Below are 15,603 nucleotides of genomic sequence, written 5' to 3' on the forward strand. Positions count from 1 at the left end.
TCAGTTTTGAATGTTTATTGAAAACATTCATTGATTGTACATTGAAAACTAGATAAGTAAGTAAAAAATAGATTTTACCAAGCAAAACCGAGTGAATTAGAGTTTTAAAAGCTTTATTCATTTAAATGAATCGCTAGTAATCAATTGCCGATGGCAAACGATTACTCACAATATTAATAACGTGATTAAGTTATTAAGGGCGCACGGTGGATGCCTTGGCACTAGAAGCCGAAGAAGGACGTTACTAACGACGATATGCTTTGGGTAGCTGTAAGTAAGCGTTGAACCAGAGATTTCCGAATGGGGAAACCCAGCACAAGTTATGTTGTGTTATCGACATGTGAATACATAGCATGTCAGAAGGCAGACGTGGAGAACTGAAACATCTTAGTACCCGCAGGAAGAGAAAGAAAAATCGATTCCCTGAGTAGCGGCGAGCGAAACGGGAAGAGCCCAAACCTATGAGCTTGCTCATTGGGGTTGTAGGACACTCTATACGGAGTTACAAAGGAATAAATTAGACGAATCGTACTGGAAAGTTGAACCAGAGAAGGTAAGAGTCCTGTAGTCGAAAGTTTATTCTCTCTTGAGTGGATCCTGAGTACGACGGAGCACGTGAAATTCCGTCGGAATCCGGGAGGACCATCTCCCAAGGCTAAATACTCTCTAGTGACCGATAGTGAACCAGTACCGTGAGGGAAAGGTGAAAAGTACCCCGGAAGGGGAGTGAAAAAGAACTTGAAACCGTGTGCTTACAAGTAGTCAGAGCCCGTTAATGGGTGATGGCGTGCCTTTTGTAGAATGAACCGGCGAGTTACGATCTGATGCAAGGTTAAGCAGCAAATGCGGAGCCGCAGCGAAAGCGAGTCTGAATAGGGCGTTGAGTATTTGGTCGTAGACCCGAAACCAGGTGATCTACCCTTGGTCAGGTTGAAGTTCAGGTAACACTGAATGGAGGACCGAACCGACTTACGTTGAAAAGTGAGCGGATGAACTGAGGGTAGCGGAGAAATTCCAATCGAACCTGGAGATAGCTGGTTCTCTCCGAAATAGCTTTAGGGCTAGCCTCAAGTGATGATTGTTGGAGGTAGAGCACTGTTTGGACGAGGGGCCCCTCTCGGGTTACCGAATTCAGACAAACTCCGAATGCCAATCAATTTAACTTGGGAGTCAGAACGTGGGTGATAAGGTCCATGTTCGAAAGGGAAACAGCCCAGACCACCAGCTAAGGTCCCAAAATATATGTTAAGTGGCAAAGGATGTGGTATTGCCCAGACAACTAGGATGTTGGCTTAGAAGCAGCCATCATTTAAAGAGTGCGTAATAGCTCACTAGTCGAGTGACACTGCGCCGAAAATGTACCGGGGCTAAACATATTACCGAAGCTGTGGATTGTCCGTAGGACAATGGTAGGAGAGCGTTCTAAGGGCGTCGAAGCATGATCGCAAGGACATGTGGAGCGCTTAGAAGTGAGAATGCCGGTGTGAGTAGCGAAAGATGGGTGAGAATCCCATCCACCGATTGACTAAGGTTTCCAGAGGAAGGCTCGTCCGCTCTGGGTTAGTCGGGTCCTAAGCCGAGGCCGACAGGCGTAGGCGATGGATAACAGGTTGATATTCCTGTACCACCATTTATCGTTTTAAGCGATGGGGGGACACAGTAGGATAGGCGAAGCGTGCTGTTGGAGTGCACGTCCAAGCAGTGAGACTGAATGGTAGGCAAATCCGCCATTCTCAAGGTTGAGCTGTGATGGGGAGAGGAAACATGTTTTCCTCGAGTCGTTGATTTCACACTGTCGAGAAAAGCCTCTAGCTAGATAACTGGTGCCCGTACCGCAAACCGACACAGGTAGTCAAGATGAGAATTCTAAGGTGAGCGAGAGAACTCTCGTTAAGGAACTCGGCAAAATGACCCCGTAACTTCGGGAGAAGGGGTGCTCTTTAGGGTTCACGCTCTGAAGAGCCGCAGTGAACAGGCCCAAGCGACTGTTTATCAAAAACACAGGTCTCTGCTAAACCGTAAGGTGATGTATAGGGGCTGACGCCTGCCCGGTGCTGGAAGGTTAAGAGGAGTGGTTAGCTTCTGCGAAGCTACGAATCGAAGCCCCAGTAAACGGCGGCCGTAACTATAACGGTCCTAAGGTAGCGAAATTCCTTGTCGGGTAAGTTCCGACCCGCACGAAAGGCGTAACGATTTGGGCACTGTCTCAACGAGAGACTCGGTGAAATCATAGTACCTGTGAAGATGCAGGTTACCCGCGACAGGACGGAAAGACCCCGTGGAGCTTTACTGTAGCCTGATATTGAAATTCGGCACAGCTTGTACAGGATAGGTAGGAGCCTTAGAAGCGTGAGCGCCAGCTTACGCCGAGGCGCTGGTGGGATACTACCCTAGCTGTGTTGGATTTCTAACCCGCGCCATTGATCATGGCGGGAGACAGTGTCAGGCGGGCAGTTTGACTGGGGCGGTCGCCTCCTAAAGTGTAACGGAGGCGCTCAAAGGTTCCCTCAGAATGGTTGGAAATCATTCATAGAGTGTAAAGGCATAAGGGAGCTTGACTGCGAGACCTACAAGTCGAGCAGGGTCGAAAGACGGACTTAGTGATCCGGTGGTTCCGCATGGAAGGGCCATCGCTCAACGGATAAAAGCTACCCCGGGGATAACAGGCTTATCTCCCCCAAGAGTTCACATCGACGGGGAGGTTTGGCACCTCGATGTCGGCTCATCGCATCCTGGGGCTGTAGTCGGTCCCAAGGGTTGGGCTGTTCGCCCATTAAAGCGGTACGCGAGCTGGGTTCAGAACGTCGTGAGACAGTTCGGTCCCTATCCGTCGTGGGCGTAGGAAATTTGAGAGGAGCTGTCCTTAGTACGAGAGGACCGGGATGGACATACCTCTGGTGTACCAGTTGTCGTGCCAACGGCATAGCTGGGTAGCTATGTATGGACGGGATAAGTGCTGAAAGCATCTAAGCATGAAGCCCCCCTCAAGATGAGATTTCCCAACTTCGGTTATAAGATCCCTCAAAGATGATGAGGTTAATAGGTTCGGGGTGGAAGCATAGCGATATGTGGAGCTGACGAATACTAATCGATCGAAGACTTAATCAAATTTAAAGTTTTGATTGGTCGAATTGAAAATTACTTACTATCTAGTTTTGAATGTATAAACATTCCATTGTCTGGCGACAATGGCAAAGAGGTCACACCTGTTCCCATGCCGAACACAGAAGTTAAGCTCTTTAGCGCCGATGGTAGTCGGACTTACGTTCCGCAAGAGTAGGACGTTGCCAGGCAATGACATTATTCCACAGTAGCTCAGTGGTAGAGCTATCGGCTGTTAACCGATCGGTCGTAGGTTCGAGTCCTACCTGTGGAGCCATATGGCCCCGTGGTCAAGCGGTTAAGACACCGCCCTTTCACGGCGGTAACACGGGTTCGAGTCCCGTCGGGGTCATTACATATTGGAGAATTAGCTCAGCTGGGAGAGCATCTGCCTTACAAGCAGAGGGTCGGCGGTTCGAACCCGTCATTCTCCACCATTTTGAATTAAATATTTGTCGGAGGGGTAGCGAAGTGGCTAAACGCGGCGGACTGTAAATCCGCTCCTTCGGGTTCGGCAGTTCGAATCTGCCCCCCTCCACCATCTAATGGGCTATAGCCAAGCGGTAAGGCAACGGACTTTGACTCCGTCACTCACTGGTTCGAATCCAGTTAGCCCAGCCATTAGAGCCATTAGCTCAGTTGGTAGAGCATCTGACTTTTAATCAGAGGGTCAGAGGTTCGAATCCTCTATGGCTCACTGTTGCACCCTAGTGATAGGGTGCTTTTTTATTACACTTTTTTAAGTTTCTCTGAAATCACTAGAAGAGGTTGTACATATTTATGTATTTTCATTCAAAGGAGCAGGGGGATTTATGCTATAATTTAAATGTATGAGAGCTGTTTATCATAGCGATAAATCGGCTATCATTGTAATTAGGTTACCGGAGGAGATGCTATGGATTTTGGCGGCATTTTTGAAAATTTCAATACGGTAAAGTTAATAACAAGTATTTTAGATTTACTCATTGTCTGGTATGTGATTTATTTATTAATCACAGTATTTAAAGGGACTAAAGCCATCCAGCTTCTCAAAGGAATTATAGTCATTGTATTAGGGCGTTGGGTGAGTGCTGCTTTAGACTTAACTACAACTGCAAGATTGTTTGATATGGTCATCCAATGGGGGTTCTTAGCAATCATTGTGATCTTCCAACCTGAAATCAGACGTGCACTCGAGCAGTTAGGTAGAGGTAACCTGTTTAAACGTTATGTTGGAAGTTCATCACAAGATCAAGAAAAACTGATTAAAGCTGTTAGCGGCGCAATACAGTATATGGCAAAGCGACGTATCGGTGCTTTAATTGTGTTTGAGAAAAAGACTGGGCTTCAAGATTATATTGAAACAGGCATTCCGATGGATTCAGACATTTCACAAGAGTTATTAACGAATGTCTTTATTCCGAATACACCATTGCATGATGGTGCAATGATTGTTCAAGGAACAAAGATAGCGAGTGCTGCTTGTTATTTACCGCTTTCTGATAGTTCTAAGATTTCAAAGAGTTTAGGAACAAGACACAGAGCAGCAGTTGGTATTTCAGAAGTATCAGATGCGTTTACAGCAATTGTGTCTGAGGAAACGGGATCGATTTCAGTTACCTTTGATGGAAAATTGCGTAAAGATATTTCATCAGAAGTCTTTGAAGAATTATTAGCTGAACATTGGTTCGATACAAGACTTCCAAAGAAAGGTGTGAAGTAAAATGTTTGAGAGCAAATGGGGATTAAGATTTGTAGCATTTGTCTTGGCATTAGCTTTCTTTTTAACCGTGAATAACGTCTTTGGAAATATCTTTGGTACATCATCGTTATCTCAAAATACAACGAGAACTATTCAGAATGTACCTGTAGAAGCTACATATAACAGCAAGAACTTATATGCTTCAGGTATTCCTGAAAGTGTGGATGTTCAGTTGAAAGGTTCGCAATCAAAGGTTTTAAAAGCAGAACAATCAGATGACATCAAGGTTGAATTGGACTTAACAAACACTACATACGGACGTCATAAAATTGATTATGAAATCAAAGGTTTAGACAAGGATGTAGAGGGTACAGTTAATCCGAAACAAGCGACTGTCAACCTTGAGAGAAAAGTCTCTAAAGAAATGACAGTAACCGCTGATGTGAGTGATAAGGATATTGATCCGAACTATCAAGTGAAAAATCAATCAGTGACACCTAAAAAGGTGAAAGTTATCGGCGGACAGCATCAAGTTGAAAAAATTGCTTATTTAAAAGCTACATTTAAAAATGCATCTAATATCAAAGACGATACAACAGATGTAGGAGAAATCGTAGCATTTGATAAGAATTTAAAGAGAATTGATGTTATTACTAAACCAAGCAATGTTAATATTACTGTAGAGTTAAAACCTTACAGCAAGAAAGTAGATATTAAAAAGAAAGTTATCGGTAAAGCAAATTCTAAGTTGAATGCTGATAATGTTAATTTGTCTAAACAACAAGTTGAAATTTTGGGAAATAGAGAAGAGTTAAGTGATATTCAAAGTATTACAGGTGTTATTAATCTGGCAGATTTCGAAAGCTCAGATGAAGCAGGTGTAAGCTTAGAATTACCTGACGTAGTAAAAAAAGCTGACAGCAGCGATATTACAGCTACAGTTTCAGCTAAATAAATAAAGCATTAAAGGAGAATTTTTAAATGGGCAAATATTTTGGGACAGACGGAGTCAGAGGTGTAGCCAACAAAGAACTTACTCCAGAACTGGCTTTTAAATTAGGTAGATACGGCGGTTATGTCTTAGCACATAACGAAGACAAGAAACATCCGCAAGTACTTGTGGGACGTGATACACGTGTTTCAGGTGAAATGCTAGAATTTGCTTTGATTGCAGGCTTGATTTCTATTGGGGCTGAAGTAATGCGTTTAGGCGTTATCTCAACACCAGGTGTTGCGTACTTAACAAAAGAAATGGATGCTGAACTAGGTGTTATGATTTCAGCATCACATAACCCAGTTGCTGACAACGGCATTAAATTCTTCGGTTCAGATGGATTCAAATTATCTGATGATCAAGAAAATGAAATAGAAGCATTATTAGATTCTGAAAACCCAGACTTGCCGCGTCCAATCGGAAATGAAATCGTGCAATACTCAGACTACTTCGAAGGCACTCAAAAATACTTGAGCTACTTGAAATCAACAGTAGATGTTAATTTCGAAGGATTAAAAATCGTCTTAGACGGTGCTAACGGTTCAACATCACAACTTGCGCCATTCTTATTCGGGGACTTAGAAGCAGATACAGAAATCATCGGCTGCAGCCCAGACGGCTACAACATCAACGATGAAGTCGGTTCTACACACCCTGAAGTATTGGCTAAAACAGTTGTTGAAACAGAAAGCGACTTTGGTTTAGCATTTGATGGCGACGGCGACCGTTTAATCGCAGTAGACGAAAAAGGCAATATTGTCGATGGTGACCAAATCATGTTCATCATTGGGCAAGAAATGGCTAAAAACCAAGAATTAAACGATAATATGATTGTTTCGACTGTAATGAGCAACTTAGGTTTCTACAAAGCGCTTGAAGAAGAAGGCATCAAATCTAACAAGACTAAAGTAGGCGACCGTTATGTTGTTGAAGAAATGCGCAGAGGTAATTACAACCTTGGCGGCGAACAATCAGGCCACATTGTGTTAATGGACTATAACACAACAGGCGACGGTTTATTAACAGGTGTTCAACTCGCTGCAGTGGTTAAGCTTACAGGCAAACCGCTTAGCGAACTTGCAGAACAAATGAAAAAATATCCGCAATCATTAATCAACGTACGTGTTACAGACAAATATGCTGTGACAGATAATGCAGATGTAAAAGCAGAAATGGATCGTGTTGAAGCTGACATGAACGGCGAAGGCCGTATTTTAGTCAGACCTTCAGGTACAGAACCATTAGTACGTGTCATGGTTGAAGCAGCTACAGATGAGAAAGCTGAAAGCTATGCACAGCAAATCGCAGATGTAGTTAAAGACAAAATGGGATTAAATGAATAATAACGCAATATAAGAGGGAACTCAGATCGCAAAAGAAGCGACTCTGAGTTCTCTTATTTTATCGGACAGACAGTATTGCTTTTTGATGAATTAAATCTTCCAGCAAATCATTATGGTTATAATGTTTGCGTACCATAATCTTGCCAGTAACATTTAAGGTAATGGTTTCATTATCTATTTTCAAAATTTGTATTTGAACTTGTTTTACATGGTGGGAGATAAAGGTTTGCGTGATTTCTTGTTGAATTGTATTAGTATATTCAGCTTGAATCAATACCTTTATGGCTTCACTCATATGAAGTGATGAAAACAGTCTATCATTTCTTAAAAAATATTGTATTGTGACTATCAGAATCGTTGAAACAATGCCTATAAAATAAAGACCTGAACCTAAAGCCATACCGATACCGGAAGTAATCCAAATACCTGCGGCTGTGGTTAGGCCATTAATACTTTGGTGACGAATTAATATAGTGCCGGCTCCGATAAAGCTAATACCGCTGACCACTTGTGCACCGATACGAGAAGGATCGAAACTGATATTGTTTTGAGCCAAAATATCATTAAATCCATATTTAGAAACGATTAAAAACAACGCAGAAGCTGCGGCCACTAAAATATGTGTCCGTATCCCTGCTGCCTTTAGACGCTGCGTTCTCTCATAACCAATGGTGGCGCCGCAAAAAGCAGCAATTACAATACGCAGCAATAAATCTAATTGAAACAGCATAACAGACACTCCTCTCTCTATGTATATTATTAATATACCACTAATTATTAAAATAAGACTGAAATGCTTCAAACTTCGAAGCCATTTAAGTCTTCATTGAATTCTACCTATTCTAAATCGTACTTTGTCATATAGATAGTGACAATTAACAAATAGCCTCATATATATAGTAGAAAACATGTAACAAATTCCAAAATTTTGAAAAATAGTTCATGAAATCGTACTGTAAGCGAATTCATAAGAAGTTTATAGTTGCAATTACAAAATCAGTCATTGTAAAATACTTATATTACATGTAAAAGGGGGACAGAAAGTATTACAAACAATTATAGCGCCCGTACAATTAAAGCTGAACAATTGCACTGATTTATACCTTAAAGCAGAAGGTGTAATAGCATTAAGCTTGAAATTGTCGACGAGGAAGGCAGTGATCGATTATCGGCGGATGCTGTCTCGGACTAGGTCAGTCGTAAGTTTACAGAGTAAAACATCGAGGCAACTCGATGCACAAAGTTTGTAAACAGACCGAAGTTTATATTTTTAAACGATACTCATAGCAAGGGGAGAAGTACGCCTTTTTGTATGTGTTCAAGTGAGAAGGGGCCATACAAGGTAAAACAAGGCGTTGGATTTATGGTGCAGTTTTATTCGATTCGTTAATAAATTTAATATAAAACTGAATAGATTCCCCCATATAGGGTAACCGTTAATGAAACGAAAAACGGAGGAATTGAATTATGTGTGGAATCGTAGGATATATCGGATATGATAATGCGAAAGAGGTATTATTAAAAGGATTAGAAAAATTAGAGTACAGAGGTTATGACTCTGCAGGTATTGCACTTGTAAATGATAACGGTACAAAAGTATTTAAAGAAAAAGGCCGTATTGCGGACTTGAGAAAAGTTGCGGACAGCAGTGATGTAGACGGTACAGTAGGTATCGGACATACACGTTGGGCGACACATGGTGTACCTAACCATGAAAATTCACACCCGCATCAATCAGCGTCTAAACGTTTTACTTTAGTACACAACGGTGTCATTGAAAACTATGAAGAATTACGTGATGAATATGTTTCAGACGTTAATTTCTTATCAGAAACTGATACAGAAGTCATTGTACAATTAGTAGAACACTTCTCAAATGAAGGCTTAACAACTGAAGAAGCTTTCACAAAAGTAGTGAAACTATTACATGGTTCTTATGCCTTAGCATTATTAGACGAAGAAGACCACGATACAATTTATGTCGCTAAAAACAAATCACCTTTATTAATCGGTGTCGGTGATGAATTCAATGTTGTTGCTTCAGATGCATTAGCAATGCTGCAAGTCACAAATGAATACAAAGAAATTTATGACCATGAAATTGTGATTGTAAAACGCGACAGTGTTGAAATTAAAGATTTAGAAGGCAATGTACAAGAACGCGATACGTACACTGCTGAGATTGATGCAGCTGATGCTGAAAAAGGTGTTTATGATCACTACATGTTAAAAGAAATTCATGAACAACCTGCAGTAATGCGCCGTATCATTCAAGAATACCAAGATGAAGCGGGCAGCTTGAAAATGGACGATGCGATTGTAGATGAAGTCGCACAAGCAGACCGTATCTATATTATCGCAGCAGGTACAAGCTACCATGCAGGTTTAGTAGGTAAAGAGTTCATTGAAAAATGGGCAGGTGTACCGACTGAAGTACATGTTGCATCTGAATTTGTATACAACACACCTTTATTATCTGAAAAACCATTATTCATCTACATTTCACAATCAGGTGAAACTGCAGACAGCCGTGCAGTACTTGTAGAAATGAAAAAACGCGGTCACAAAGCATTAACAGTGACAAACGTGCCTGGATCAACATTATCTCGTGAAGCAGATCATACGCTATTATTACATGCGGGTCCTGAGATTGCGGTTGCTTCTACAAAAGCATATACTGCACAAATTGCAGTACTAGCTATCTTGTCTCAAATTGTGGCAAAACGTCACGGTAAAGATGCGACAGTCGACTTGCTTCAAGAATTAGCAAAAGTTGCTAATGCGATGGAAGCTATCGTAGACGATGCAGAATTCATGGAACAAATTGCTAAAGATTACTTAGCAACGACACGCAATGCTTTCTTCATCGGCCGTACAATCGACTACAATGTCAGCTTAGAAGGCGCATTGAAATTAAAAGAAATTTCATATATCCAAGCTGAAGGCTTTGCAGGCGGCGAGTTGAAACACGGTACAATCGCATTGATTGAAGACAATACACCGGTTATCGCACTTGCTACACAAGAGAACGTCAACCTTTCAATCCGCGGTAACGTGAAAGAGGTTGCTGCACGCGGTGCGCATACTTGCATCATTTCAATGGACGGCTTAAACAAACAAGATGACACATATGTTATCCCGCAAGTGAATGAATTATTAACACCGCTTGTATCAGTTGTACCATTACAATTAATTTCTTATTATGCGGCATTGCATCGTGACTTAGACGTAGACAAACCACGTAACTTAGCAAAATCAGTTACAGTTGAATAATAGATGATTTATAAGCTGTCATTCTCTAATGAGGATGGCAGTTTTTTCATGGCACAAAAGTTGATGAAGGTTGCGAAAAAAGCCTGAAAATGCCATAATCAAGGCGATAACATGAACTTGGAGGAAAAGTAATGGATAATGTGAAAGCGATATTCTTAGATATGGACGGAACGATTTTACAAGAAAACAACAGAGTATCTGAAAAAACTACAGAAACAATCAAACAATTACGTCAAAAAGGCTATAAAGTCTTTATCGCGACTGGACGTTCGTTTGATGAAATTGAACATTTAACACCAGAAAATTTTGAAATAGACGGAGTCATCTCTTCGAATGGTACAAGAGGCGATGCAGAAGGCAGTACTATTTTTGAGCATAGTTTAACGTTTGAAGCGGTAACACAAATTGTCAGCGAAGCAAAAGCGCAAAACATTTACTATGAAGTGTTTCCATTCAGCGGAAATCGCATGATTTTAAAAGAAGATGAAGATTGGATTCGTGCTACATGCGAAGGAGATACACCGCCGAATAATGTAGGTATCAGCGAGTGGAATTCACGCAAACATGCACTTGCAGGCAATGTGAACTGGGTGGATGCATTACCTGAGACTAAATTCTCTAAAATCTATATGTTCACACCGGATTTAGAAAAAATCACAGCTTTCAGAGCGCATTTAATCGAAGAGCAGCAACAACTTGGAATTACTGTTTCGAATTCATCACGTTTTAACGCTGAAACAATGGCAGAAGGCATTGATAAAGGAACAGGAATTAAAGAAATGATTGAACACTATCACATCGATCAAACTGAAACGTTAGTCATCGGTGACAGTGATAACGATCGTTCTATGTTTGCATTCGGACATTACACAGTCGCAATGAAAAATGCACGTCCTGAAATTCAAGCATTGACGAAAGATGTTACATCTTATACAAACGATGAAGATGGGGCAGCACGCTATTTAGAAGACAATTTGCTGAAATAAAACGGATTTTACGAAAATCATATTTGATACAAAAAGAGCGTCTGAAGGAGCTGGCAGCTGCCTTCAGACGCTTATTTTCATTGCTTATTTTTTGAATTCATCTGAACGTTGATCAATGTCTTTTTTCTTTGACTCTAAATGATCAAATGTTGTATCAGAATAAGTTTCTTTTTCTGTGTCTGCTTTGTCTTTAGTTTGTTCAACTTTATCTTCAACTTGTTCTTTTTTGTCTTTTGCTGCTTGTTTAGCCTTACGTTCTTTGTGAGATGGTTTTGTTCTTGGTGCAAGGTGACCGGCAGCAGAATTGAAGAATGCGATAATTGCGTGTGTATTTAAGTAATAAACTGCCACACGAACTAAAATCGCAATCACCATTACAATAATGATAAGAACATTAGCGATATTTTGAGACATCGATTTCGTTCCAAGGTTAACGAGTTGAACAATCGGTGTGCTCAAAAGAATAACGATAAAGTCTAATAATACAAGACCTAGTAATAATTTGAACCATGAATGCTGTCCATTCTTCATTGATTTAAATGCTTGTTTTACATCTTTGAATGCACCAGCTTGACGATCTTTAAAGTAAGCGGCAGTGTATGCGACAATGATGTAAGTAATTGCCCAAATGAAGAATGATAAAATCAAGCCTAATATTGTTAAAGCAATTAATTGAACTGCGATGTATGCACCGATATGTTCCATGAAGTAGTTTTGGCCGCCTCTTACTGCGCTGCCGAAAACTGCACTGAATAATTGCGTTAACACGTAGCGGATCAGACTTAAAATAATGATAAACAGCAGTGTGAATAAAGCTAATTTAACTGCTTTTAAGTAACTGCCTTTCTTAAATGCAGAAAGGGCATCTGTAAAACTTACTTTCTCTTTATTGATACCTTTATATATAATATTGATAGCACCAGCAGCTAAATGGTAGCCGGCGAATATAAAGAAAGCAAGCGGCAAGATAACAGCAAAGAGTATCGCAATAATAATTTGCGGTGAAAACTGTTGTGTCATCATAGCCATCATTACGAGTTGCGCTGCCTGAGATAATGGTTGTAAACTGAGTCCAACCAGTAAAATAAAGACAATGAATGTTAGAATACTAAAAACAGCTATTTTAACATTTTGCGGTTTTGCGTTTTGTATTGCTTGTTTATGAAATTTAAACAATGGCTTAGCACTCCTTTGATATGATATAAACACAATATCAAAAAATAGCGGAGTTTCAAATTAAAAAATAAAGATTACAGACAAAATGTAACATTTTGTTTAATAATAAACTTATATGAGGGTGATGACTTTGAAATTTGCAGTAATAACAGATGTGCACGGCAACATGGATGCACTTCAAACAGTACTACGAGATATTGATAGAAGAGGGGATATCGACCATATTTATAATCTAGGAGATATTATAGGTATCGGCCATAATACCAATGAAGTTTTAGGTATGGTGACTTCTAGGGATGATATTACGTCTATTGCAGGCAATCATGATGAAGCAATTATGTCTGTGATTAACAAGACACCATATCCAGAAGATTTAAAAGATAAATTCTTAGAACACCATCATTGGATCGCAGAACACTTAAACCCGCAGTACTATGATTATTTAAATGAATTGCCGAGAGAGTTTAAGTTAGATGTCTTCGGACAGTCTGTATTAGGTATTCATTATGAAATAGAAAACGCGAAATTAGACCAGCCGATTGATCAAATTCCATTCAGTCCGATTGTCGAGCCGACAGCATCGCATATGGCGGAATTGTTTAAAGATAAAGAAGCGGATTTGATTTTATTCGGCCATAACCATACGCTGCATCATTTTGTTCAAGAAGATACAGCTTACTTTAATCCAGGTTCGGCAGGCCTTAACAGAGCACCTTATACAGTCTACGGAATTGTGACGATTACACCTGAACAGTTTAATGTAGAACAAGTCCGTGTGGTATATGATAACGAACGTTTCATTGATGGCTTTGAAACAAAACAAGTACCAGGCAGACAGTTGATTTTTGATAAGTTCATTCAATAAAGCAAATTAAACCGGCGACTCAAGATTAGTGTGAGTCGCCGGTTTGTTTCGTATATTTATTTTAAGAGGTTGCGGTGATGTGTTCGCATAATGTTGTTCGGCTATGCGGATTTTCATGTGATTCTAATTGGATGGTCATATGATGAATATTCAATGCATTCAGTTCTTTTTCTATTCGCTGCAGCAAAGCTTCGCATTCTTTAATTGATAAAGTATCGCTGACGACTGCATGGCAGCTGAAAGCATTTAAACCATGGGAAATCGTCCAGACATGACAATCATGTACATTTTGAATAGCTTCCTCTGATTTAACAGTTTCTACGACTTGATCAATATCGATATCCTTAGGTGTGCCTTCCATCAAGATATTAAGCGAATCTTTGATTAAGCCGTAACTGCTTTTAAGCAATAATAATGAAACGAGCAAACTTGCGATAGGGTCAGCAATAGTAAAGTTGAAAGCCCAAATCAATAATGCTGCTGCGATTGCGCCGACAGAACCTAATAAGTCGCCGAGGACGTGCAAGAAAGCACCGCGCATATTAATGTTATGTTTTGTATCTCCGCCGCTTAACATCAGCCAAGCGACAATGATGTTGACAATTAAGCCTGTTACACTGATGAAGAACATTTCAGCAGATAAGACTTCTTGAGGAGAAGCAAAACGTCTGAAAGCTTCAATCATAATACCGATACTGATGACAAATAAGAGTACACCGTTGAATAAAGCGACTAATATTTCAAACCGCTTGTAGCCGAAAGTCATATTCATCGTAGCGTGGCGTTCTGCGTATTTAAATGCAAATAAGGCAAAGCCTAATGAGAACGCATCACTCAGCATATGCACACCATCTGAAAGCAAAGCTAAACTATTTGCTATGAAACCTCCGACTAATTCAACGACCATAAATGCGGCTATGATGATAAATGATAGTGTTAAGACACGTTTGTTGTTAGTATGCACATGGTTGTGATGATGGTGATGTGCATGTTCATGAGAATGGCTCATAAGCAATCTTCCTTTCTAATCAACAGGATGTTCTGCATGGTGTATAGCTTGTGCTAAAAGCGTTACGACATGTTGATCATCGAGCATATAAATTTTGGATTGGCCTTGGCGCTGGTCTTTTACAAGTTCAGCATGACGCAGGATTTTCAATTGATGCGATACATTCGATTGAGAAAGTCCCAGGGTATGGCTGATATGTCCGACACTGCAAGGCCCTTGTTTTAATAGATGCATAATTCGGATGCGGTTAGGTTCGCTTAACGCTTTGAAAATATCAGTGACTTGCGCTAGTGTCCGACTGCTTAATTCATGATTTGACAAGCTTACCACTCCTTAAATTAATATATGAACATTTATTCATATATTAATTTACAACGTTGTGCATACGAAGTCAATAGCGCAATTTGTACAGCTGTTTCAATAAAGCGATAGAGGGAAAAGTTCAACTATGATAATAAATTAACAGGAGTGATGGACTTGAGTATTTTAGTATTAGGCTCAAACGGCGGTGTCGGCAAGTTTATCGTTTCAAAATTAAAAGATGCTGACCAAAATTTCACTGCAGCTTATCGTAAAGATGAACAAGTTGAAAAAGCGGAAAAAGAAGGCTTAGATGCAAAAAACGTAGATGTTGAAACAGACAGCATTGAAACATTAGCTGACAAATTCAAAGGCTATGAACAGCTTGTCTTTTCAGTGGGTTCAGGCGGCAGTACTGGTGCGGATAAAACGATTATTGTCGACTTAGATGGTGCTGTCAAAGCGATTGAGGCCAGCAAGAAAGCAGGCGTAAAACACTTCGTGATGGTTTCTACTTTTGATTCAAGAAGAGAAGCTTTCGATGATTATGAAGCACTTAAGCCCTATACTATCGCAAAACACTATGCGGATAATCATCTGCGCGATTCTGGTTTAAACTATACGATTGTACATCCGGGTGCACTACTTGATGATGCTGGAACAGGGAAAGTTGAAATTGAAAAATTATTTGATGAAGGCGGTTCTGTTCCTAGAGAAGACATTGCGGCAACCATCGTTGAAGTATTAACTAACGAGCAATTCCAAGGCGGAGAATTCCAAGTTATTGCTGGAGATGAACCGATTCAAACAGCTTTAGAAAACTTCTATAAGTAAACTATAAATAGTATGTAAGTATGTTAAAGGAAGGTCAGTA

At 40.2% G+C, this 15,603-nt stretch carries 11 protein-coding genes, 6 tRNA genes and 2 rRNA genes; 15 read left to right on the forward strand and 4 right to left on the reverse strand.

Annotated elements, in window-relative coordinates:
• Nucleotides 1-183 precede the first annotated feature (183 nt).
• The 11 genes from MUA90_RS04260 (at nucleotide 184) to glmM (ending at nucleotide 7,120) form a co-directional block, all read left to right on the forward strand.
• Nucleotides 184-3,108 (forward strand): 23S ribosomal RNA (locus MUA90_RS04260).
• Between the two features lie 70 nt (nucleotides 3,109-3,178).
• Nucleotides 3,179-3,293 (forward strand): 5S ribosomal RNA (gene rrf / locus MUA90_RS04265).
• 11 nt (nucleotides 3,294-3,304) lie between these two features.
• Nucleotides 3,305-3,379: transfer RNA gene (locus MUA90_RS04270), tRNA-Asn, on the forward strand.
• 3 nt (nucleotides 3,380-3,382) lie between these two features.
• Nucleotides 3,383-3,454 (forward strand) — tRNA-Glu (locus MUA90_RS04275).
• 9 nt (nucleotides 3,455-3,463) lie between these two features.
• A tRNA-Val gene (locus tag MUA90_RS04280) sits at nucleotides 3,464-3,539 on the forward strand.
• Nucleotides 3,540-3,559: 20 nt separating this feature from the next.
• Nucleotides 3,560-3,643 (forward strand) — tRNA-Tyr (locus MUA90_RS04285).
• Between the two features lie 5 nt (nucleotides 3,644-3,648).
• Nucleotides 3,649-3,723 (forward strand) — tRNA-Gln (locus MUA90_RS04290).
• A gap of 3 nt (nucleotides 3,724-3,726) precedes the next feature.
• A tRNA-Lys gene (locus MUA90_RS04295) sits at nucleotides 3,727-3,799 on the forward strand.
• A 198-nt stretch (nucleotides 3,800-3,997) separates the two neighbouring features.
• Complete coding sequence (gene cdaA, locus MUA90_RS04300; RefSeq protein WP_114602907.1) at nucleotides 3,998-4,804, forward strand: diadenylate cyclase CdaA; 807 nt, start codon at nucleotides 3,998-4,000, stop codon at nucleotides 4,802-4,804.
• Nucleotide 4,805: 1 nt separating this feature from the next.
• Nucleotides 4,806-5,738 carry a CdaR family protein gene (locus MUA90_RS04305; RefSeq protein ID WP_262588481.1) on the forward strand — a complete coding sequence of 311 codons (933 nt, stop codon included), beginning with the start codon at nucleotides 4,806-4,808 and terminating at the stop codon, nucleotides 5,736-5,738.
• Nucleotides 5,739-5,764: 26 nt separating this feature from the next.
• Complete coding sequence (gene glmM / locus MUA90_RS04310) at nucleotides 5,765-7,120, forward strand: phosphoglucosamine mutase (RefSeq protein WP_262588482.1); 1,356 nt, start codon at nucleotides 5,765-5,767, stop codon at nucleotides 7,118-7,120.
• 58 nt (nucleotides 7,121-7,178) lie between these two features.
• On the opposite strand, the gene MUA90_RS04315 is transcribed toward glmM, so the two are convergent.
• The gene (locus tag MUA90_RS04315; RefSeq protein WP_262588483.1) at nucleotides 7,179-7,850 is read right to left on the reverse strand and encodes an MgtC/SapB family protein; all 672 of its coding nucleotides are present in this window, start codon (nucleotides 7,848-7,850) and stop codon (nucleotides 7,179-7,181) included.
• A gap of 737 nt (nucleotides 7,851-8,587) precedes the next feature.
• Between MUA90_RS04315 and glmS the strand changes: the two genes are divergently transcribed.
• Nucleotides 8,588-10,393: a glutamine--fructose-6-phosphate transaminase (isomerizing) gene (glmS, locus tag MUA90_RS04320; RefSeq protein WP_262588484.1), complete on the forward strand. Its 1,806-nt coding sequence runs from the start codon at nucleotides 8,588-8,590 to the stop codon at nucleotides 10,391-10,393.
• 131 nt (nucleotides 10,394-10,524) lie between these two features.
• Nucleotides 10,525-11,379, forward strand: coding sequence for an HAD family hydrolase (locus MUA90_RS04325; protein WP_262588485.1), 855 nt, complete (start codon nucleotides 10,525-10,527; stop codon nucleotides 11,377-11,379).
• 84 nt (nucleotides 11,380-11,463) lie between these two features.
• Here the strand turns inward: MUA90_RS04325 and MUA90_RS04330 are convergent, their stop codons facing one another.
• Nucleotides 11,464-12,555 (reverse strand): hypothetical protein, encoded by a 1,092-nt coding sequence (locus MUA90_RS04330; protein WP_262588486.1) that lies wholly within the window; start codon nucleotides 12,553-12,555, stop codon nucleotides 11,464-11,466.
• A gap of 130 nt (nucleotides 12,556-12,685) precedes the next feature.
• Here MUA90_RS04330 and MUA90_RS04335 point away from each other — a divergent pair, with 130 nt between their 5' ends.
• On the forward strand, nucleotides 12,686-13,420 hold the full coding sequence (locus tag MUA90_RS04335; RefSeq protein ID WP_262588487.1) for a metallophosphoesterase family protein: 735 nt from the start codon (nucleotides 12,686-12,688) through the stop codon (nucleotides 13,418-13,420).
• Between the two features lie 61 nt (nucleotides 13,421-13,481).
• On the opposite strand, the gene MUA90_RS04340 is transcribed toward MUA90_RS04335, so the two are convergent.
• Complete coding sequence (locus MUA90_RS04340) at nucleotides 13,482-14,429, reverse strand: cation diffusion facilitator family transporter (protein WP_262588488.1); 948 nt, start codon at nucleotides 14,427-14,429, stop codon at nucleotides 13,482-13,484.
• Between the two features lie 15 nt (nucleotides 14,430-14,444).
• A complete protein-coding gene (locus MUA90_RS04345; protein WP_105994370.1) occupies nucleotides 14,445-14,750 on the reverse strand; it encodes an ArsR/SmtB family transcription factor in 306 nt (101 codons plus the stop codon).
• Between the two features lie 156 nt (nucleotides 14,751-14,906).
• On the opposite strand from MUA90_RS04345, the gene MUA90_RS04350 reads away from it, so the two are divergent.
• Nucleotides 14,907-15,563, forward strand: coding sequence for an SDR family oxidoreductase (locus MUA90_RS04350; RefSeq protein WP_262588489.1), 657 nt, complete (start codon nucleotides 14,907-14,909; stop codon nucleotides 15,561-15,563).
• Nucleotides 15,564-15,603 lie beyond the last annotated feature (40 nt).

This window comes from Staphylococcus sp. IVB6181 (assembly GCF_025561445.1).
GTDB lineage: Bacteria > Bacillota > Bacilli > Staphylococcales > Staphylococcaceae > Staphylococcus > Staphylococcus simulans_B.